Raw genomic sequence first — 20,261 nt, 5'->3', positions numbered from 1 at the left:
ATAAATCCATTTTCATTTTTAAACATATAAGTTACTGCTATGCAAATCAAAAAATGGCTTTCTCTGATTGTTTAAAACCTTTAAGCAATGAGAGTTTTAGAGCATTCTATAAGTTAATCTTTATCTGTTTTGTTTAGGGCAGCATTATAGAAAATAATTTTGATACTTGTCCCTTTACCAACCTCAGAATCTAGTTTGACAGAATGACCTAAATAAGAGCAAATTTTACTCACAATATATAAGCCCATACCGGTAGACTCTCCAAACATTCGACCATTTTTTCCTGTATAAAATGGTTCAAATACACGGCGAATATCTTCTTGCGGAATGCCGACACCTTCATCGCGCACTTCTAAAATAATATCTTTCCCGCTTTGAGCAGCAGATAAGAATACTTTTTTTCCTCTTTCCCCTGAATAGCGAACCGCATTTGTCATTAACTGATAAATAATGAATTTTAGCCACTTTGCATCAGAAGTAACCATCAAATCAGAATGCACTTCTAAAACAGGAAAGACACCGTTTCGAATAAATAACTCTTTTAAGCTATTTATATTTTTTGTGACTGCATCTTTTAATGAAATCGTTTCTACATGAAAGTCTTCATGGAAATTATTTAACCGTGCCATATATAATGCCATATCTAGTCCTTGATTTAATTTTTCTAGCTCTTGTTTAAATTTCGGAATAAGATGCTCATCTTCCATTTCAGATACCATGAGTTGCATAACAGAAACGGGCGTTTTCATTTGATGTACCCATTGGTTAATAAACAGTTGATGCTCTTGCTGTTTTACTTCATATGCTTGTAAGTCTTTTTGAAACAGACGATATTGTGTACGAACAAGCTCATTTACACCATGCGGCATAGGGGCAGTTGCTCGCTCAATGAACGCATCTTCTATTTTGTCAGGAAGTTCACTTAGTCGGTTATATAATCTGCGATTTCGAACGTAGCGATAAGTGAGAAAACAAATGAATAGATACATACTTAGCACAATAAAATAAAATTTATTGTTTTTAAATCCATCAACGGTATCATACAAAACGAAGATAACACCAAAGTTTAAAATATAAAGAAGAAAATAGCCAATATGATCACGTAAAAATAACTTCATTCTCTATTCACTCCAAGTTGCGTTTAACCGATAGCCTAAGCCGCGTACAGTCTCGATTGCATTTTCAATTCCAAGCTCAGTGAACTTTTTACGAAGACGCGTAATATTTACGTTTAATGTATTTTCTTCGACAAAGCTTTCATCATCCCAAAGTGCAGATAACAAATCTTCTCTGTTTGCTGTGCGCGGATGTTTAGAAACAAGCATCTCTGCTAGAATTGCTTCTTTTTTGGTGAGCAATACATGCTCATTTTTATAGTGGAGCTCTGGTCGTTCAGGATATAGTTGTAATCCTTCCACTTCAACGATGCGTTCTGTCATACTCGGTGCATAGTCACCGTAGATGCGGCGTAATTGACCTTTAATTTTTGCCATTACAACATCATAATGAAACGGCTTAGTAATATAATCATCAGCACCGCTTTCAATCGCCATAATTTGTTCCATTTCACCAGCGCGAGCAGAAATGAAAACAATTGGACAAGTGGATTCGTGGCGAATTTGACGGCACCAGTAGAAACCATCAAACTTCGGTAAATTTACATCCAATAAAACAAGATGTGGTTTTGTATGATTAAATGAAGCCATAATATCATCAAAGTTATCTGCAACAACTGCCTCGTAACCGTATTTTTGAATATGAGATTGCAGCAAAGATGAAATACTTGGATCGTCTTCTACAATTAAAATCTTGTACATACGTACATGCCTCCTCTAACTTTGTGTATATATAGTGTAACATTTGTTTTCTTCGTTTTCATTATGTCAATCCTTATTATATATACAAGTTTAAGAAACGCCATAAAAACCTCCTTTCTTTTAGAGGGAATCAAATATTTCAGCGACTTAAATGTCGAAAAGTTTTACGATGATCACGTACAGTGTCCTCTTTGTATTGTTTATTGGAAATATGGATGTTATTGCAACTGGACTGGGCTATGATTTACCGATAAATCATTTTTCAGGATTGCTTGTTGGTATTTTATTTTTAGTGATAGGAAACTATTTACCGCAATGTAAACCAAACTATTTCATCGGCATTCGTACTCCATGGACATTAAGCAATGAAGAAGTATGGCGCAAAACCCATCGTTTTAGCGGAAAAGTATTTATCGTTTTGGGGATTATTATGTGTGGAAGTATTTTTGCACCTGTTACTTGGAGAACATATATTATACTGACCGTTGTTTTTGGTGGTGTGGTAGTCACAATGCTGTATTCTTATCTCGCTTATAAGAAAGAGATGAGAGGATAGTCGGAAAAATCAGTTTTCCTTGTTTTTGTATGTAATTATCTGCAAAGTGTAAATAGTAGAGAACTTGTATGGGTACTAATAAAGAAATAAGAAGAAGGTTCTGATATAGTGCTTTTCTTAATATATAGCATAAATATTATATTAAAATAATTATAACCGAGACGTGTTTATAATATGGATTTTATATTAGTAATCTATTTATTATATTTTGTTTAAATAACAACAAAATTTATGAAAAAAGCCAAAAGAAAAAAGCCACTTTTCCATTTGGAAGAGTGGCTTTTTTAAACCTTACATAAATGTAAGGTTTATGTAAGAGAAATAGATAGTCCGCTATTGTTGGGAATGTTATAGTAACAAGATACTTTGGAAAAGAATTCTAATATAATTTTTTATAGAGATAAGGTTTCTTATATAACAATTCTAATTGTGTAAGGAAGTGTAATCGTGGCAACAGTAAGGATGAGATAAGATAAAGCGAGGGATATAGTAATGAAGACAGTGTTAGAAGCTAAGGATATTAGAAAAGTATATAATACTGGTGGAAATACATACGAAGCGTTAAAAGGCATTAACTTGCAAGTGAAAGAAGGCGAGTTCGTTGGAATTATGGGGCCGTCTGGATCAGGAAAAACAACGTTATTAAATGTTCTTTCTACAATTGATAATGCAACGAACGGTGAAATTTTAATTGATGGAAATGATATTGTGAAAATGAATGATGATAAATTAGCGTTGTTCCGTCGTGATCATTTGGGATTTATTTTCCAAGATTATAATTTATTAGATACGTTAACAGTGAGAGAAAATATTGCACTTCCACTGGCATTATCAAAAGTTAAGGCAAATGAAATTGACCGCCGCGTTCTTGAAATCGCGAAAAAATTTGGCATTGATCATATTTTAGAGCAATATCCATACCAAGTATCTGGTGGGCAAAAACAGCGCTGTGCAGCTTCTCGTGCGATTGTTACAAATCCAAGTATGATTTTGGGGGACGAGCCAACGGGTGCGCTAGATTCTAAGTCTGCAACTGATTTATTAGAGAGTTTGAAAGCATTAAATGAATACGATCAATCGACAATTTTAATGGTTACACATGATGCGTTTGCTGCAAGTTATTGTAAACGCGTTATTTTTATTAAAGATGGTGAGTTATATAAAGAACTGCACAGAGGAGAAGTAACGCGTAAGCAATTTTTTGGGCGGGTATTAGACGTAATGTCTACAATCTCTGGAGGTGCAGTAGATGACGTTATCTAGTATTGCCCTTCGCAATATAAAGCGTAACCTTAAAGATTATGCTTTATATTTTATGTCGATGATTTTTAGTATCGTCATTTACTTTACATTTGCATCGCTTCAATATAATACGCAAATGGAAAAAGCAGCGGAAGGATCAAAGAAAATTAGCGGTGCCTTCGAAGTTTCTAGCGTGATGCTTATTATTTTCGTAGCGGTATTTATTATTTATTCCAATGGTTTCTTTACACGTAAACGAAAGAAAGAGGTTGGTTTATATTCTTTACTCGGCATTCGTAAACGCCAAATTGGGAGAATGCTGTTTTATGAAAATATGTTAATGGGGTTAATGTCGCTAATAATTGGGATTGTAATTGGCAGCTTACTGTCTAAGTTATTCCTTGAATTATTAGTAGACTTAATGGGACTCGATTTACAAGTTCATTTTGAGGTGCCACTAGCGGCGATTATGAATACGACTGTTGTTTTCTTTGTTATTATTTTATATACATCGCTGCAAGGATATCGTTTAATTTATCGCTTTAAACTGATTGAACTGTTTCGCGCTGAACGTGAAGGGGAAGGAATGCCGAAAGGATCTACTATTATCGCATGTATCGCTGTATTCTTAATTGGTTCTGGATATTTCTTATCACTTCTGTTTACGAAAGTTATTAAATATGTAGACTTTATGATGACTGCATTTTATATTTTATTTGCGACTGTACTTGGTACGTATTTATTATTTATGTTCTTTACAGTTGTTGTTTTAAGAAGAGCAAGGAATCATAAATCATCCTTTTATAACGGAATGAATATGGTAACTACATCTCAGCTTTTATACCGCATGAAAGGAAATGCAAAATCTTTGGCGACAATTGCTATTTTGAGCGCGGTAACATTAACGGCTGTTGGTACATCTGTTACGACGTATTATAATACATTTACTCAGGCGAAGGATCTTGCTCCGTATAGTTTTTCTTATGAGAAAAAAGATGCCACTTTCGAACGAAAGGTGAATGCAATATTCACAGAAGAGAAGAAATACAACCCGATTACAGCGCAATTTGAAATTGAAATGGTACCGGTGAAAGGGAAATTTACAGGCAAAAAAGCAGATATAAGTATGAATTCTCATTATATGATGACAGAAAGATATCAACTTGTGTCGCAATCTGCCTTTAATATAATTGCGAAAAAAATGGATGTGGATACGGTAAGTTTAACTGCTAGAGAAGCATTTGTATTTGATGGTATGTATATCGAAGGACACGAGTTTAGTACAGCATATAAAGGAAACAAAGCAGTGTTTCCTATTGGGAATGAAACGAAGACATTAACAATTAAAGATGCTGAAGGTCTTAATGTTACGAATTTAGGGGAATTAGTTGTTGTTGTGCCAGATGACGTATACGAGCAAGCGAAAAAGACAGCTGAAACAAGAGTTGTTAAAAATATTAATGTGAAAAATGAGAAAGACAGTAAAGTATTAACGAAGAAGCTAGTAAAGATTATGCCAAGAGAGTCTGAAGCTGCACCGGTCTTTAGAGATTTCTATACAGGGTTTAAAAGCGGAATGGAAGCAACGGGTATGATGATGTTCATCGGTGTTTTCTTAGGGCTTGTATTCTTACTGGCAACAGGATCTATCATTTACTTCAAACAGTTAACGGAAGCAAATGCAGACCGTGATCGCTACATTGTTCTTCGTAAAATTGGAGTAACAAAGCAAGAAATGAAGAAGGCGATTTCAAAACAAATCTTCTTTATTTTTGCTATTCCATTAGTGGTTGGCATTCTGCATAGCTTATTTGCACTAAAAGGATTATCAAACTTATTGTCGTTTGAAATTTTAATTCCGTTATTAATGAGCATCGGTGTGTACAGTATAATTTATATTGGTTATTACTTCTTAACGGTTCGTTCGTATTTTAAGATTGTAAGCGGGGAGTAGTAGAAAAAGAGGTTGTCACAAAAGGTCTAGCCTTTTGGAGATAGCCTTTTTCTCGCCTTCAATATAAAAAACCTCCTATAAACCAGTCCAACTACATCATTTTTTCTCCTGAAAAATAAAGATAGCCGCTACTCCGATGATTGAAGTAGCGGCGTACATTTTTAGATAATGCTGATATAAATCAAAGTGTTTATCTGGATTTTCTGCCTAATTCTTCACTAAAATTGACATATAAGGCATTGTTGTAAATTCATTTTTTTTCAGTAAATCGAGTACCCCTTTTAGATAAATAACGTTATGCTCAACTGTTTTTGCGAATGATTGGATCAGTTTAATTACTAAATCAATTGTTAATCCTTTATGAAAACCTGCCATGCCGATTAAATGAAGTTTTATCATTGAATAGTGAATGACTAGCATTACATAATCATCGAAAAGCGTCTTTTGTCCAAACGGAAACAAGTTTTTAAATATATAATTGACTAGATAGTTTTCTAAAATGTATTCATGTTCTGTCATAAATGGCTTGTAAAATTCTTCATAGGCCTTTTTATAGTACGTTGTAAGTTCTTCAATAGTTGCTTCCTCTGTATATTGAATACCTTTTAACATTTCATCTAAACAGTCACGGTATCGTTGGCTTGTGATAGATTGGTTAGTACGATAACCTACTAAATCTTTACACAATGCCATTTGCACAGATAACTGAGTAGGTATTTTGTCAAGTGACTCTTTCATTCCTTGATTAGACATCCAATCAGTGAAATTAGCAATGACATTTGGAATTGCATGAACATCACCTTGATCGATGTGTTTCTGTACATTTTGATAGAACATTCCTAAAATGATAAGACGCTCCGCTAGCGTATAAGAGCGGTCTTGAATAACTTGAATAGAAAAAACACGTAATTCCCAAAAATATTTTTGGGGTGTATTATCCATTTTCAGGCCATCTGTTTTTAACTGTCTTACAATAGATCCACGAGTATTAGCTGGTTCTTCTATCTCAGCAAAATCAATTCCATTTGGATTCAAAAGAGCTAAACGTGCAGCTTCAGGACATGACATAGTGGCTGATTTCTCAATTATGCCGTTAATACTATTAATAGAGCGAGGGTAGACTGTACAAGTATTAGATAAATACTCTTCTCCTAATTTTAATTGAACTCTGCAAAGATTCTCTTCAGATAGGAAGGAACATCTTCTTCCATCCTCCATTTGAATTTTAGCGTAAGACTCAGAAGAAGGATTTGAACGTTGTCTTGTTACCTTATTTTTGAAAAGCGACTTTAATTCTAAATCACGAGATTTTTTGTATTTTTTATACGTATCTTCATCAACAGTTACTCTCCATCCAATACAACAAGAATCTTCACATTCTGATCCTATACAAGAGAATTGTTGCATATATTTGGGAACAAGCAGCGGTCTATTTTTTGCGTTAGTAAGTGTCATGGTATTTGTCTCCTTAGTTACAATAAACTAATAATTATATAATAATTGTATATTAAGAAATAAGGATTATCAATATTGGATTTGAGTCGATATTTTGGACGGAAAAAAGGGCGTTTTTTTATTAATATGAAAAGACGAGGCTGCTCAAAAGTCTTACTTTTGGGACAACCTCGTTTTTTGCTAAGTATGTATGTCGTATTATTTATCTGTTGCAACTGATGCAATAAACGGTAAGTTACGATATTTCTCAGCACAGTCAATGCCGTAACCAACGATAAATTCATCTGGGATTACGAAGCCAACATATTCCGCTGTTAAGTCAACTTTACGGCGTTCTGGTTTATCAAGAAGCGTACAGAATTTTAACGTTTTTGGTTTATGCATTAAGAAATGGTCTTTTAAGAAGTGAAGTGTTAAACCAGAATCGATAATATCTTCTACTACGATTACGTTTTTACCAGTAATATTTACATCGATATCTTTTAATAATTTTACTTTTCCAGTTGTTGTTGTTTGGTTTCCATAGCTAGATGCCGAAATGAAGTCAATTGTTACATCATTTTTAATATGGCGAATTAAATCTGCTGCAAATACGAAAGAACCTTTTAACACAGCAATAACAAAAATTTCTTCTCCTTCAAAATCACGTTCGATTTGCAGCGCTAATTCTTTTACTTTTTCTTGCAGCTGTTCTTGTGAGATTAAAGTGTCTTTTATTTGAATATCCATCGAAAGCCTCCTACGTTGTAAAACTTATGAACAGTTTGACTGTAAAGGATTGAGGTGGAAAAGTCAAAAAAGAGTACTTACTTTAAATAGAATACACATAATATTAAGAATATAATAGAGTAAAAAGGCAGGTGGACTATGCGGAAACTTCTAGTGACTCTTGTTCATATTTGTTTGCTTCTAGTGACATTTACTCTGTTAGTATGTTTACCAACATTATTTGTAGATGGAAGAGATGTTGGATTTCATGTGAAACCGTTCCTCTCGCAAATTATAAATGTTTTCTCTTCGATATTGCACCCTGCGCAGTTAAAGATGACAATTGGAACGCAAGTACGAGCCATTCCAGATAATGTAGAAGTATTTGTGATGCAGAAAAGGGAATACCCGCTCTTTCCTGTTGTAATAAAGCCTTATATATATTCGATTGGGCTTATTTTCGGCGCATTCGTTGTATCTGTTTTGTTTGCAGTTATCAGTAGTGTAGGAGTTGCTATGCTACCAAGAAACATTCGTATAATAATAGAAGGGTTTGTATCCATTTTGAAGACAGTTCCGGATGTCTTTTTTATTTTCTTTATTCAGCTTCTTATTATAAGTGTGTATCGAAATATAGACTTTTTAGCATTAAATCCAATTTCTACAGAACAAAATCCATCCATCGTACTACCAATCCTCATTCTATCTGTTTTACCGACTATCTCATTATTTCAACTGCAACTATTACTTATCGGCGAGGAACGAAAGCAAGAGTATGTTACCTTCGCAAAGGCACGAGGTTTTAGTGAAATGTATATTTTGTGTAGACATATTTTTCGGAATGTTATCGTTTCTGTTATGAATCACGTGCAATATATATTGTTAATTCTCGTGACAAACTTGTTCATTTTTGAATATCTGTTTCATGCAAATGGGATATTGTCCATTATAATGAGTGGTCAAGATCCATCGGTCATTGTGTATTTGCTTTTGCTTTTTATCGTACCTATTTATGGAGTCGTTCTATTTCTACAATGGCGAAAGGAGAAAATGTATGCGTAGGCACTTCCAGATTATATTTGTTACCATTGTTTTTCTTTTGCTTCTTATTAGTTTTTTTCTGCCATATGTACAGCATGAACCTGCAGTGAAGCAATATCGTTATGATGAAAATGACACACTTGTAGAAGCTGCACCGTTTTCTCCATCTCGTGAGTATTGGTTCGGAACAGATCGAAGAGGGGAAGATTTATTTTATAAGGTAATGGACGGGGCAAAATACACGATTTTAATTGCGCTATTTGTTGCCGTCGTAAGAGTTATTGTATCGCTATGCATTGGTTTTTTTATGAGTCATGTAAAGCGAAAATTAATTTTCTTCCATCATTTTTTGATGAATTTGCAACTATTTCCGCAAACAATCTTTTGTTTTTTCTTACTCACTCCTTTTGTCATATATGAAATACGGACGGAGCAGGTTGTTACAAATGTCCAATTATTATATATACAAATTGCGGTGTTCATTCTCGTTGCCCTTCCGAGTTTAACGCGATTATTTCAGCAAGAAATTCAGCAGATTTGGCAGAAGGATTATGTGCAAAGCTCATTCTTATTGGGAGGAAGTAAAGGGCATGTATTTCGAACGCATATGATTAAGGCACTAAGTCCACAAATTATCTTTCAAGTGGGAGAACAAATGGTACAAGTGCTCCTTCTTATGTTGCATTTGTCTATTTTTAAGTTGTTTCTTGGAGGAACGAAGATTGTTTCCGGACAAACGCACGACCAATTTAACTTGTATTTTCCATATTTAAATGAGTGGTCGAATTTGATTAGTTATTATTATGTAGAGCTCATGATTGAACCGAGAATTATTATGATTCCAGTTCTGTTTTATATGATTTTATTATTTTGTATGACGAAAATTGTGAATGGGTATAAGGAATTGCAGTTTGAGAAAGATTGTAAATGAAATTTTTATATTTGTATATTTTTATTTGATATTATAATTCTTACAAAAATGTAAGGTTCTTTGTAAGGTTAATCGATAGTTAAGCAACGTTATTTTGAATAAACTTATCTATGTAAGGCACACACATTTTAGGGAAATAAGACGTTAGGTACTACAACTGAAGGGAGAAAGAGAATGGAGAAGCACTCAGAGGCTCTTGCTTTATTATTAGAGAATGACGCAATTATGTTAGCTAATAATAAGGATTGTACAACTGTCATTGATCGGCGAGAAATACCAGTAGATTCACGCGATAAAATAGTATGGTACAAATGGAATGAGAACTACAAAGAGAACATAAATGAGCAATATCACATAGGGTATGATGTGCATAGAGTTGTTTTATGGAATGAGATGAAATCTTGGATTCATAAGCAAAACGGTAAGAATAATTTTGAGAGCAGCTGCGCACTCCATTCTCAAACTCCCGAAATCGTAAGAAAAAGAGAATCACATTAGGAAAATAACTTGGAATACTGAGGTAAAAAAAGATTGCTGTTTAAGCAATCTTTTTTCTGTTTGTATGATGTGCATTCGAGCTTGTAAATAAGCGCGGTGCTGTTGTAAATAGAACGACAAGTAGAACCGCACACATTGCGAAAGAACCAATCATTGTGATGCCGTTATAGATAAAGGAATATAAAACAGCTGATTGTCCTTTTGGTGCATATTGTCCAAAGAAGATTACGCCGGCAATGAAGTGCCAAAAGTAACGAGCTAAGCTACCAATAAACGTAGCAATAATGATATACATAGTTGCTTTTGCTTTTTGTTTATTGGCAATTGCTTGTTGAATTGGTGCATGAAATAATCCAGCAAAGCCAATAAAGGCAAAGGCGATGAAGTATTCAATAAACGCTTGTACCGGCGTAAAAATAGCTGCATCTGCTGCGACAATTTGTAATAATCCCCAAACGAGACCACTTAAGAAACTCGCTTTAAATCCCCAGCGGTAAGCAACAATAAAAATTGGAATCATAGCAAATGAGATAGAACCGCCTGTTGGAAGTTTAATAGAGAGCGGCAAAATGTCGATAACTAACGCAAATGCTGCGAGAATCGCTGCCTCTATCATTGCTTGTAAATTTGTGTTACGCATGTAAAAATCCCCCTACATCCAAGTTACAAAAGAAGAATCCTTATCATAGGGGGATGAAAATACACAAATTGAAAATCACTACTTATGTATATACGTCTGCACAATTCCTACGTTAGCATTAACTAACAGGTTCTAAGGGTCGGAACAAAGTATTCCCTCTCAGCAACGTGGCTCCCCCTGTGACAACGAGATTCTTAGATTGTTACTATTATTGTAATAACAATGGATAAGAATGGCAAATGAAAATATAAAACCTTTTCTTTTTAGGAAGGGCGAGAGGGATTGGCTGTGCGTAGAAGTAGTCAGTCCTTTATTTTTCCACGTGCGAGGTTTAAAAAAGGTAGAAAGCGAGAGCGGGTCAGACTTTATTCAATATAACAACAATTTTTATGTTAAATAAGCTGAAATTGTACAAAAAATAGTAATAAATTCACAGCATATTGTATAGTGTTTTTTCAGAGAGTCATGTTATAATTGATATTGATAATAATTATCGTTATCTTTTGAGGGGGATAATTTGATGAATTTAGTTGATATGAGTATAGATGAAAAAGTACGTGTGAAAGATTTACAATCTCTTGATAAATTATTAAAACGTCGCTTAGCTTCATTTGGATTTTCTGAAGGATGCGAGCTTTGTATAAAACAAAAAGCAATGCTTAATGGTCCATGTACATTAGAATGCCGTGGGCAATTAATCTCTATTCGTCATTGTGATGCGAAAATGATAAAGGTGGAATTAACGTGAACAAGGTTGCTTTGCTAGGAAATCCGAATACGGGAAAAACATCATTGTTTAATGCGCTTACTGGTTCTTATGAATATGTTGGGAACTGGAGCGGAGTAACCGTAGAAAAAAAGATTGGTAAGTTAAAAGATAAGCAAGGAATGTTAATAGATTTACCAGGTATATACGATTTAAATCCTGTATCCCGTGATGAAGGGGTTGTTACGCAGTTTTTATTAACAGAAGAATTTCATCGTATGTTAAATATTGTCGACTCTTCACAATTTGAACGTAATATGCATTTAACATTACAATTGTTGGAATTTGGAAAACCACTTTCTATTGGTTTAAATATGATTGATGTGGCAAAACAACGCGGGATTTTGATTGATGTAAAGAAGTTATCTGAAATGCTAGGTGTAACAGTGATTCCCGTTATAGCAAGAAGTGGAAAAGGCTGTGAGGAATTATTGGCTGCTCTTCATGAAAGCGATAAGGCGGAGCAGAAACCGTTTATTCTTTCGTATGGTAAAGCGGTAGAGACAGGAATCCAGCGCGTTATGGAGAAATTGCAGCGAGAAAATGATGACCAGGCAAGATGGCTTGCGCTTCAATTTTTAGGAAATAACGAAGTGGTAGAGAAAGAACTTGCCAAGTCGCATGTATATAAAGAACTTGTAGCAATTCGCTCTGCATTGGAAGAAGAATTAGATGTTACACTAGATCAGCACATATACGGGGTACGTGCAGCGTATATTGAAAAGTTGAAAACAAGTGTGATTCGTCATGAAAAAGAAGGAAGCATTCCATTTTCGGAAAGAATTGATAAATTAATTACGCATAAAATTTTGGGGATACCGATCTTTTTAGGAATCATGTTTTTAATTTTTCAAGTTACGTTTTCGTGGATTGGAACGCCTTTATCTGATCAATTTGATGCATTTGTCGGTGGACCACTTACAGATTGGGTAACAGCAGGGCTTACGAATATTGGAGCGTCTGATTTCATTCGAGCGCTCGTTACAGATGGAATTATTGCAGGAGTGGGTGCTGTATTAGTATTCGTACCGCAAATTTTCGTATTGTTCTTCTTTATTTCATTATTAGAAGATTCTGGATATATGGCGCGTATTGCCGTTGTTATGGATCGTGTGATGGAGTTTTTTGGACTAAACGGAAAAGCGTTTATTCCTATGATTATCGGTTTTGGTTGTAATGTACCAGGCATTATGGCGGCGAGAACGATTGAACAGGAAAAAGAGAGGTTGCTTACGATTTTAGTGACACCGTTTATGTCATGTTCAGCCCGTTTACCTGTATATGCATTATTTGCAGGGGTCTTTTTCCCAAATAGTCAAGCGGTTGTTGTATTTTCTTTATATCTCATTGGTGTTATTCTAGCGTTAGTCGTTACAAAAATTATGTCTATTACGGTTTTAAAAGAAGAGAAATCTATTTTCGTTATTGAACTTCCGCCTTACCGTGTGCCGCAAGTAAAAACATTATGGCGTAGTACGTGGGAAAAAGGAAAAGGATTTGTACGTAAAGCAGGTACATTTATCTTCGGTGGTTCTGTTGTGATTTGGTTATTAAACTATGCGGGCCCATCTGGATTTGGTGTAGATATGGGTGATAGTTTCTTAGCAATGATTGGCGGATTATTCGCTCCAATTCTTGCGCCGCTTGGGTTTGGAACATGGCAAGCAGCTGCATCTCTGTTAACAGGATTTTTAGCAAAAGAAGTTGTTGTTTCGACAATGGCAATTATTTATTCTGTGAAAGAAGATGTACTAGGAAACGTAATCGGTACGCATTTCACAACGTTATCAGCATATTCGTTCATGTTCTTTATTTTATTATATGTACCATGTTTAGCAACAGTTGCGGTTATCCGTCGTGAAACAGGATCTCTAAAGTGGACGATTTTCTCTGTTGTGTACCCGCTTGTGGTTGCATACGTATTAACACTAGTAATATACCAAGTCGGATCCATACTCGGATTCTAAAAGGAGATGTATCATAATGATAGTTAACATTGTAATTGGAGCTGTCATTTTTGGATATGCAGGATATACGCTAATGAACTTCGTAAAACGAAGCAAAAAAGGGAAATGTGCAGCATGTTCCTTAAATAAATCGTGTCAGTCAAAGATTTGCAGCCCGGATATGGAGCAAGTCGTGAATAAATAGAAAAAAGCTTTGCGAATTTCGCAGAGCTTTTTTTATCTACTTTTTACAAGTTGTAGCGGGAATGTCAGATTATCGTTTGTATATTTGTAAAACAAGATGTAAGTGCATTTTATTTTTGATATAATGTACACATGGGTTTGAAATATGAATATTCTTACTGTAAAGGGAGATTTTTGGGTTTTCCAAGTACTGAATTTGAAATAGGAAGCAATTTACTTAGGAGGAATTAGAATGTCTGTATTTAAGCGATTAAGAGATTTAACGATGTCAAATGTATATTCATTAATTGAAAAAGCGGAAGATCCAGTTAAAATGACGGATCAGTATTTACGTGATATGCAAGAGGATGTACAAGAAGCTGAGAAAAGCGTAGCAGCACAAATTGCACTTGAGAAAAAATTTAAATTGTTGTTTGAAGAGCAAGAAGCACTTGTAAAGAAACGTGAAGAACAAGCGCATATGGCTGTTCAAGCAAATAACATTGATCTTGCACGCCGTGCTTTAGAAGAAAAGCAAACTGCAGAACAAAAAATGAATGAATATAAAGCAAGCTATGAGCAAAATAAAGCGGCTGCTGATAATCTTCGTATGAAATTAGAAGAAATGCGTAAGCAATTAACAGAATTAAAAAATAAACGTGAAACGCTTGTAGCGCGTGTGAACGCAGCAAAAGCACAAAAGAATATTAATCAGGCAATGTCTGGTTTTGATGCGAATACAGCAAAAGCAGGTTTAAGCCGGATGGAAGAAAAAGCTCTTCAATTAGAAGCTGAAGCAGAAGCGAGCGGAGAAATTTATAAAAAAGAAAAATCATTAGATGACGAATTTGCGAGTTTAAACAAAAACTCAGCTGTAGATGATGAATTAGCTCGTATTATGAAGCAGTATGAGAAATAATCTAGAATAGACAAGAGAACCGACATGTCATAGAAGGAAGTCATGTCGGTTTTCTATTATTTTTTCAGAGGTGGTTTTTTAATGACAGGGATGAATATTTTAGCCATGCTTGTATGGACAGGCGCAGGCGCTCTCCTTTTATTTCTACTGATGTGGATTGATTCACTTTTTACTAAATATAAAGATTTAGAAGAAATTAAAAAAGGAAATATGGCGGTTACGACACGCTTTGCGATGAAGTTGTTCGCGCAAGGATATATTTTATCGCAATCGATTTCGAAATCAAATGATCTATGGCAAGCATTACTTGCATCAGCGGTATCTTTTGTAATTTTATTATTTGTAGAAATGTTTGTTGAACTTGTTTTGCGAAAAACAGTCAATTTAGATTTAGATGAAGGGACGAAGCAAGGATATGTGGCGCATGCTGTCTTGGCAGGTTCGTTACATATTGTCGGTGCCCTTATTTTATCAGCATGTCTATAACGAGAAAAGGATGGGGCGGTCAATGAGTTTATTTAAACGTATTAAAAATATAATAAAAAGTCCGGAACCTGCTAAACCTGAGAAAACGGTACTCACGTTAGCTCCTGGTGACATGATTGAAGTTTCATTAGTCATGTATGAAGTGATTGGAAAAACAAGCATGCACTCTCGAAATGAACTTGTTTTAACGTTGCGAGATGGAAGAACCATTCGGTATTTAAAAATTGAAAATCGTGAGAACACGTATTATAAATTATATGCGCCTATTGATGGACGATTAGATTCAATCAATGAAATTCCAACGACAATTGAAATGGACGACATTGAATATCATATGGAAGAGCAATATAACGGTCGTGTTGTTGTCATGGGGAAAACACCATTTGCAGCATCTGATGAACAATACGTATGGGAGTTTCAATCTGATAATCGAAAGCTACTTCGCGTTGAGTGGCAAGATGGACGTACAATGATGTATGAGGGAGAATTGATTCTTTCAGCTGATGTACAAATCATAAGAGCAACGTAAGGGGGCGTAATCATGTCAAAACGATTGTTTCCCATGATTAAATCGCTCGGCATCGCTATACTTGCTATTGTTATGTTACTTGTAATTGCAGGTTTTGCCTTATCGGGATGCCAAAATGAAAAGTCGATTCAAGACCGTTACCCGTTAGAATCAGTTGCGAAAGACGGTAAGCAAGAATCTTATGTGTATAGGGCTGCCAATAAATCAGTTCCTCAAGTTGCTAAAGAATTAATTGATGAACAGGAACCAAAACAAGCGTCTAAAGAAGACGAAAATCAAATGTTCCTTGTGTATTCTGATAAAATCTATAACCTTCAAAAGGATAAAGAGAAGCCATCGGATACGTTAATTGAAATCAGCAATAAAGAGTTTGTTCGTCAAAATTATCAGCCATCCTTTTTAGAAGGATATATTATGGCAAGTATATTAAATGATATATTTGATTCGCGTAAATCGTATCACGGCGATTACCGCGGGTATACAGACAGACAAAATCATAAACCGGTTATCCAAGAGCGACCACCTACAAAAGAAGAAAAGAAAACACCTCCGCCTATTACGAAACAAGGTAAAGGCTCTATTATTAAAAGAAGTGATAAAGTAGAGCAAAAACCATCTGTAGGTGATTCGGGAAATATTACGGAAAAAGGAACTCAATCTGTTCCACCTTCTACGGAGAATAAAGGGAAAATTATAAAATCACCAGGTGGTTCTAGTGAATCAGATGTGAAGCCGAAATCATCGACAACAGGCCCACCGAAGAATACGTCTCCCCCTAAAACAAAGGTTGGCGGTTCTGGAAAAGTTACGAAAAGAAGATAAAGAAAAAAGCGCAAGAAGCATACTAGTTGCTTCTTGCGCTTTTCTTGTATGTTAAGAAAATAGAAAACTAATCGCTGTAAGGAGTATGGAGAATCCTAAGATAACTCCTACAACCTTAACATGGTGCTTACGACCCATGACAACAATCGCAATATACTCTCGAATCATCGCATTTGGCCAGTAATAAAAAGCGGTTTTGGAGCCAATTCCTTGGCTGTTAAGTCCGGCTTCTTTTGCATATAATCCAGCGCGGAAAAGATGGAAATTGTTCGTTGTAAAGATACTTTTGTATTGTCCTTCTTTTCGTGAATCCATAATTTGTTTTGAAAATAACATATTTTGATACGTGTTAACAGAACGATCTTCTTTTATCGTATGCTCGGTAGGAATTCCTTTTTCAACGGCGTACATTTGCATCGCCTCAGCTTCAGGAAGGTTTTCATCAGGACCTTGTCCACCAGAGAAAATAATGATAGGCGGAAAAGAAACAGCTGCTTGTTTCCAATAAAAATCAATTGCCTTATTAATTCTGCTTGCTAAAAGTGGTGGCACTTTATCATTAATTAATCCACTACCAAGGACGATAATGAAATCTTGATTGCGTCTTGGTCTATTAAATTGATACAGAAAGTAAGCTGTTAAGAAGTTAGATAAGTGGAAAAAGAAATATACCATAATGAAAAATACTCCTGTAAAAATCGGTCCGAAATGAGGGGATAAGAATCGAGTTGGCTCAACTACTAAGAATATTATACTGAATAAAATACCTAATCCAGCTAGTAGTGTTAAACAATTTGAAAAACGTCGTCCTTCTTTTCTCATTAAAATCCTTGCATTCAAAAATAGTCCGATCATTAAAGCGAATATACCAAAGGTTAACATAAAGCCAATGATGAAAAGAGGGATAGCGGCAATTATTCGAAATATCGCATTATCGGAGCTAAAACCTAAATAAACAAACAGGATAAGGAATGAGCAAAAGAACAGATTAAATAAAAATCCAATTATTAAACTTCTTGGATCTCGTAAATAAAAGAATAGAAAAATAATGAGTAAAATAAAGGTGATGATTTCTAAAAACATATCTTTTGTGATTACCTCAACTTTCTGATAAATTCCTTTTTTATTATATATCACGGAGTAAAGAAATGAATAGAAAAAACCATCCCCGGATAGAGGATGGTTCGCAATTTTAGTGATAACCTTTTGCAGAGTCTTTATGAATTTTCTCTTTAAAGATTGTGTAGCTCCATAATTGATAGCCAATAACGATAGGCACCATTACCATTGCAACAAAGAACATAATTTTTAAGTTTAATTCACTACCTGCTGCTTGGAATAATGTTGTGCTGTATGCATCGTTAATACGCGATGGCAGCATTCTTGGGAACATGCCAGCAAAACCAGTTGCCATAAACGTAGCAATTGTTAAGCAAACAAATGTGAAGGCTAATCCAATTTTACGTTTGAAAACCATCGCCATAGCGATGACGCTCATTAACATCGCAAGCGCTGGGATTAAGAACAGTACAGGATATTCCGTAAAGTTTTGGAATAAGTTTGTAAGGTTTGACGTTGCGACATAAAAGATAGCTAGAATAATTGCGGCTGCCATTGAAAATGGCTTGGCAATTTTATAAGCGCGATCTGATACTTCACCAGTCGCTTTAATCATAACCCAAAGCGCACCGGATACGACAAATATTGCTGTAAAGAATAGGCCGCCTAAAATGCCGTAAGGGTGTAATAAGCTAAGTAAATTTCCGTCATAGCCATTTTTACCAATTTGTAATCCGTAGTACAGGTTAGCGAATGTAACGCCGAATAAGAAGGCAATTAAGAAACTACCAACGGCATATGTCCATTTACAAACAGTTTGCCAAACTGGTGAATCATCTTTATGCATGAATTCTAGTCCTGCTGCACGAGCAAATAGAGCAAGTAATACTAAGAATAACGGTGTATATAAGTAACTGAACATGTTTGCATATGTGATTGGGAAAGCAGCGAATGTTGCCCCCCCAGCTGTAATTAACCATACTTCATTTCCGCCCCAGAACGGTCCGATTGCTTCTTGCATTTGGTTGCGTTCTTGGCGATCTTTCGTAACGAATGGGAAAATCATTCCGTTACCAAGTGCATAGCCATCGAGAATAAAGTAAACTGTCCAAATCACGCCCCATAAGCCGAACCAAATAATTGCAAGTGTATCATGAGACATGATATGCACCTCCCTCTGTAGTATCTTCTAATGCTTCAGGTCCTTTTTTCGCAAATTTCAACATAAGGTATACATCAGCAATTAATAGTAAAGTGTAGAATAAGATTAAGCTAATTAAAGAGAACCAAATTTGTGGTACAGAAATTGGTGAAACGGATTCTGCTGTTCGCATTAGTTTGTATACTGTCCAAGGCTGACGTCCCGCTTCTGCAACAATCCAACCTGCGTTAATTGCTACATATGGAAGTAATACAGACCACATTGTAATTTTTAAGAAACGTTTTGAGTTTTCTAGTTTTCCTTTGCGGCTTAAATAGAAACCAAACCATGTAAGTGCCATAAAGAATGTACCAAGCGCAACCATTAAACGGAAGCTGTAATAAACAAGATTTACGTTTGGACGTTCGTCTTTTGGAATATCTTTTAAACCGACAATTTTTCCATCAAATGAATTTGTATAGAAGAAGCTGCCGAGTTTTGGAATTGTTAATGCTTCGAAATTTTTCTCATTTTTTACATCAGGAATTTGAATAATTGAGAACCCTTTTCCTTCTCCAGTGTCCCAAACAGCTTCCATTGCTGCACCTTTAGCAGGTTGCATTTTTGCTGCGAAGGCACCGGATTCGTGACCGATGAATGGTGTTGCAGTTGCTGCAAATAAACCGAATATTAAACCATACTTAAATGATTTTTTAAAGAATTCAACATCATTTTTACGTAGTAAGTGATACGCACTAATCGCCATAACGAAGAATGCACCAACGATATAACAACCAACCACAGTGTGGAAGAATATATGCCATGCATATGGGTTTGTAACTAGTGCCCAAAAGTCATTTAATTCAGCGCGGCCATTTCGGACTACATAACCAACTGGGTTTTGCATGAAGCCGTTTGCTGTGATGATCCAAAGTGCAGAAATATTTGTTCCAAGTGCGACCATCCACATAGAGAAAGCACGGAACTTTGGTGAAATTTTATCTTTACCGAACAACCAAATTCCCATGAAAGTAGACTCTAAGAAGAAGGCAACAAGTGCTTCGATTGCTAGTGGAGATCCAAAAATATCTCCCATATATTTGGAGTATTCAGACCAGTTTGTTCCAAACTGGAATTCCATTGTAATCCCGGTGATGATTCCCATTACGAAGTTAATTGTAAATAACTTACCCCAGAAGTTCGCCATTTTTCGGTATGTTGGATTTAATGTACGTGCATATTGCGTTTCCATGAACGCTACTAAAATAACAAGTCCGAGTGTTAACGGTACAAATAAGAAATGATAAAAAATTGTAATTGCAAATTGAAAACGACTCAGTAACAAAACGTCGGACATAATAAAACTCACTCCCTTTTTTCATTATCTACATTTAGTTTATAGTGAAAATATGAGCAAAGTCCGAGGTAGTTGTTACAGAACTGTGTGGAAATTATGGAAGAATTATGACTGTTGTCTGAAAAATTATATTCTTAGGATAAAGCAATACATTTTTTGTTTTTTTTATTCTTTGGTACACTTACATTATAGCTACATATAAGAAAGAGGG

General features: G+C 35.3%; 20 protein-coding genes, 1 pseudogene and 1 riboswitch. Of the genes and pseudogenes, 13 read left to right on the top strand and 8 right to left on the bottom strand.

Annotated elements, in window-relative coordinates; all coding sequences use genetic code 11:
* Positions 1–113: 113 nt before the first annotated feature.
* Both PLX19_RS11215 and PLX19_RS11210 read right to left on the bottom strand, forming a co-directional pair.
* On the bottom strand, positions 114–1,118 hold the full coding sequence (locus PLX19_RS11215) for a sensor histidine kinase (RefSeq protein WP_272188672.1): 1,005 nt from the start codon (positions 1,116–1,118) through the stop codon (positions 114–116).
* A gap of 3 nt (positions 1,119–1,121) precedes the next feature.
* On the bottom strand, positions 1,122–1,817 hold the full coding sequence (locus tag PLX19_RS11210) for a response regulator transcription factor (RefSeq protein ID WP_272188670.1): 696 nt from the start codon (positions 1,815–1,817) through the stop codon (positions 1,122–1,124).
* A gap of 154 nt (positions 1,818–1,971) precedes the next feature.
* Between PLX19_RS11210 and PLX19_RS11205 the strand changes: the two are divergent.
* From PLX19_RS11205 to PLX19_RS11195, 3 genes and pseudogenes are all read left to right on the top strand, one after another.
* Positions 1,972–2,373 (top strand): annotated as a pseudogene (locus tag PLX19_RS11205) (SdpI family protein); the annotation flags it as partial.
* A gap of 492 nt (positions 2,374–2,865) precedes the next feature.
* Complete coding sequence (locus tag PLX19_RS11200) at positions 2,866–3,636, top strand: ABC transporter ATP-binding protein (protein ID WP_272188669.1); 771 nt, start codon at positions 2,866–2,868, stop codon at positions 3,634–3,636.
* Entirely contained in the window at positions 3,623–5,569 is a 1,947-nt protein-coding gene (locus PLX19_RS11195) for an ABC transporter permease (RefSeq protein ID WP_272188668.1), read from the top strand. Before PLX19_RS11200 ends, PLX19_RS11195 begins: the two co-directional genes overlap by 14 nt.
* Positions 5,570–5,776: 207 nt before the next feature.
* Here PLX19_RS11195 and fliB read toward each other — a convergent pair whose 3' ends face one another.
* Complete coding sequence (fliB, locus tag PLX19_RS11190) at positions 5,777–7,024, bottom strand: flagellin lysine-N-methylase (RefSeq protein ID WP_272188667.1); 1,248 nt, start codon at positions 7,022–7,024, stop codon at positions 5,777–5,779.
* Positions 7,025–7,222: 198 nt separating this feature from the next.
* Entirely contained in the window at positions 7,223–7,753 is a 531-nt protein-coding gene (gene hpt, locus PLX19_RS11185; RefSeq protein WP_272188666.1) for a hypoxanthine phosphoribosyltransferase, read from the bottom strand.
* A gap of 138 nt (positions 7,754–7,891) precedes the next feature.
* On the opposite strand from hpt, the gene PLX19_RS11180 reads away from it, so the two are divergent.
* The 3 genes from PLX19_RS11180 (at position 7,892) to PLX19_RS11170 (ending at position 10,202) form a co-directional block, all read left to right on the top strand.
* Complete coding sequence (locus PLX19_RS11180) at positions 7,892–8,794, top strand: ABC transporter permease subunit (RefSeq protein ID WP_272188665.1); 903 nt, start codon at positions 7,892–7,894, stop codon at positions 8,792–8,794.
* Positions 8,787–9,704, top strand: coding sequence for an ABC transporter permease subunit (locus PLX19_RS11175; protein WP_272188664.1), 918 nt, complete (start codon positions 8,787–8,789; stop codon positions 9,702–9,704). Before PLX19_RS11180 ends, PLX19_RS11175 begins: the two co-directional genes overlap by 8 nt.
* Before the next feature lie 174 nt (positions 9,705–9,878).
* The gene (locus tag PLX19_RS11170; protein ID WP_272188663.1) at positions 9,879–10,202 is read left to right on the top strand and encodes a hypothetical protein; all 324 of its coding nucleotides are present in this window, start codon (positions 9,879–9,881) and stop codon (positions 10,200–10,202) included.
* A gap of 40 nt (positions 10,203–10,242) precedes the next feature.
* Here the strand turns inward: PLX19_RS11170 and thiT are convergent, their stop codons facing one another.
* A complete protein-coding gene (gene thiT, locus PLX19_RS11165) occupies positions 10,243–10,842 on the bottom strand; it encodes an energy-coupled thiamine transporter ThiT (RefSeq protein WP_272188662.1) in 600 nt (199 codons plus the stop codon).
* 86 nt (positions 10,843–10,928) lie between these two features.
* Positions 10,929–11,030, bottom strand: a riboswitch (TPP riboswitch).
* 332 nt (positions 11,031–11,362) lie between these two features.
* Between thiT and PLX19_RS11160 the strand changes: the two genes are divergently transcribed.
* The 7 genes from PLX19_RS11160 to PLX19_RS11130 all read left to right on the top strand — a co-directional run bounded on the left by PLX19_RS11160 (position 11,363) and on the right by PLX19_RS11130 (position 16,493).
* A complete protein-coding gene (locus PLX19_RS11160; protein WP_272188661.1) occupies positions 11,363–11,590 on the top strand; it encodes a FeoA family protein in 228 nt (75 codons plus the stop codon).
* Entirely contained in the window at positions 11,587–13,575 is a 1,989-nt protein-coding gene (gene feoB / locus PLX19_RS11155) for a ferrous iron transport protein B (RefSeq protein WP_272188660.1), read from the top strand. Before PLX19_RS11160 ends, feoB begins: the two co-directional genes overlap by 4 nt.
* Positions 13,576–13,591: 16 nt before the next feature.
* Positions 13,592–13,759 carry a FeoB-associated Cys-rich membrane protein gene (locus PLX19_RS11150; RefSeq protein ID WP_272188658.1) on the top strand — a complete coding sequence of 56 codons (168 nt, stop codon included), beginning with the start codon at positions 13,592–13,594 and terminating at the stop codon, positions 13,757–13,759.
* 231 nt (positions 13,760–13,990) lie between these two features.
* Positions 13,991–14,656, top strand: coding sequence for a PspA/IM30 family protein (locus PLX19_RS11145; protein ID WP_272188657.1), 666 nt, complete (start codon positions 13,991–13,993; stop codon positions 14,654–14,656).
* An 81-nt stretch (positions 14,657–14,737) separates the two neighbouring features.
* Entirely contained in the window at positions 14,738–15,142 is a 405-nt protein-coding gene (locus PLX19_RS11140) for a DUF350 domain-containing protein (RefSeq protein WP_272188656.1), read from the top strand.
* 22 nt (positions 15,143–15,164) lie between these two features.
* Entirely contained in the window at positions 15,165–15,671 is a 507-nt protein-coding gene (locus PLX19_RS11135) for a DUF4178 domain-containing protein (protein ID WP_272188655.1), read from the top strand.
* A gap of 12 nt (positions 15,672–15,683) precedes the next feature.
* The gene (locus tag PLX19_RS11130; RefSeq protein ID WP_272188654.1) at positions 15,684–16,493 is read left to right on the top strand and encodes a DUF4247 domain-containing protein; all 810 of its coding nucleotides are present in this window, start codon (positions 15,684–15,686) and stop codon (positions 16,491–16,493) included.
* A 51-nt stretch (positions 16,494–16,544) separates the two neighbouring features.
* On the opposite strand, the gene PLX19_RS11125 is transcribed toward PLX19_RS11130, so the two are convergent.
* The 3 genes from PLX19_RS11125 to PLX19_RS11115 form a co-directional block, all read right to left on the bottom strand.
* Positions 16,545–17,576 carry a YdcF family protein gene (locus PLX19_RS11125; RefSeq protein WP_272188730.1) on the bottom strand — a complete coding sequence of 344 codons (1,032 nt, stop codon included), beginning with the start codon at positions 17,574–17,576 and terminating at the stop codon, positions 16,545–16,547.
* Positions 17,577–17,685: 109 nt separating this feature from the next.
* Positions 17,686–18,714 (bottom strand): cytochrome d ubiquinol oxidase subunit II, encoded by a 1,029-nt coding sequence (cydB, locus tag PLX19_RS11120; protein ID WP_272188653.1) that lies wholly within the window; start codon positions 18,712–18,714, stop codon positions 17,686–17,688.
* Complete coding sequence (locus tag PLX19_RS11115; protein WP_272188652.1) at positions 18,704–20,050, bottom strand: cytochrome ubiquinol oxidase subunit I; 1,347 nt, start codon at positions 20,048–20,050, stop codon at positions 18,704–18,706. Before PLX19_RS11115 ends, cydB begins: the two co-directional genes overlap by 11 nt.
* Positions 20,051–20,261: the final 211 nt, after the last annotated feature.

Origin of the sequence: Bacillus sp. BP-3, from assembly GCF_028401955.1 — a bacterium.
In the GTDB taxonomy this organism is placed as follows: Bacteria; Bacillota; Bacilli; order Bacillales; family Bacillaceae_G; genus Bacillus_A.
The sequence above is the reverse complement of the archived record's forward strand: the minus strand, read 5'-3'. Positions and strand labels throughout refer to the sequence as shown.

Coding starts and splice junctions, on each gene's coding strand:
- PLX19_RS11200 (WP_272188669.1), top strand. CDS start 2,866: ATGAAGACAGTGTTAGAAGCTAAGGATATTAGAAAAGTATATAATACT.
- PLX19_RS11115 (WP_272188652.1), bottom strand. CDS start 20,050: ATGTCCGACGTTTTGTTACTGAGTCGTTTTCAATTTGCAATTACAATT.
- PLX19_RS11175 (WP_272188664.1), top strand. CDS start 8,787: ATGCGTAGGCACTTCCAGATTATATTTGTTACCATTGTTTTTCTTTTG.
- PLX19_RS11135 (WP_272188655.1), top strand. CDS start 15,165: ATGAGTTTATTTAAACGTATTAAAAATATAATAAAAAGTCCGGAACCT.
- PLX19_RS11210 (WP_272188670.1), bottom strand. CDS start 1,817: ATGTACAAGATTTTAATTGTAGAAGACGATCCAAGTATTTCATCTTTG.
- fliB (WP_272188667.1), bottom strand. CDS start 7,024: ATGACACTTACTAACGCAAAAAATAGACCGCTGCTTGTTCCCAAATAT.
- PLX19_RS11145 (WP_272188657.1), top strand. CDS start 13,991: ATGTCTGTATTTAAGCGATTAAGAGATTTAACGATGTCAAATGTATAT.
- PLX19_RS11170 (WP_272188663.1), top strand. CDS start 9,879: ATGGAGAAGCACTCAGAGGCTCTTGCTTTATTATTAGAGAATGACGCA.
- PLX19_RS11150 (WP_272188658.1), top strand. CDS start 13,592: ATGATAGTTAACATTGTAATTGGAGCTGTCATTTTTGGATATGCAGGA.
- hpt (WP_272188666.1), bottom strand. CDS start 7,753: ATGGATATTCAAATAAAAGACACTTTAATCTCACAAGAACAGCTGCAA.
- PLX19_RS11180 (WP_272188665.1), top strand. CDS start 7,892: ATGCGGAAACTTCTAGTGACTCTTGTTCATATTTGTTTGCTTCTAGTG.
- PLX19_RS11215 (WP_272188672.1), bottom strand. CDS start 1,118: ATGAAGTTATTTTTACGTGATCATATTGGCTATTTTCTTCTTTATATT.
- PLX19_RS11125 (WP_272188730.1), bottom strand. CDS start 17,576: ATGTTTTTAGAAATCATCACCTTTATTTTACTCATTATTTTTCTATTC.
- PLX19_RS11130 (WP_272188654.1), top strand. CDS start 15,684: ATGTCAAAACGATTGTTTCCCATGATTAAATCGCTCGGCATCGCTATA.
- PLX19_RS11160 (WP_272188661.1), top strand. CDS start 11,363: ATGAATTTAGTTGATATGAGTATAGATGAAAAAGTACGTGTGAAAGAT.
- PLX19_RS11140 (WP_272188656.1), top strand. CDS start 14,738: ATGACAGGGATGAATATTTTAGCCATGCTTGTATGGACAGGCGCAGGC.
- PLX19_RS11195 (WP_272188668.1), top strand. CDS start 3,623: ATGACGTTATCTAGTATTGCCCTTCGCAATATAAAGCGTAACCTTAAA.
- cydB (WP_272188653.1), bottom strand. CDS start 18,714: ATGTCTCATGATACACTTGCAATTATTTGGTTCGGCTTATGGGGCGTG.
- thiT (WP_272188662.1), bottom strand. CDS start 10,842: ATGCGTAACACAAATTTACAAGCAATGATAGAGGCAGCGATTCTCGCA.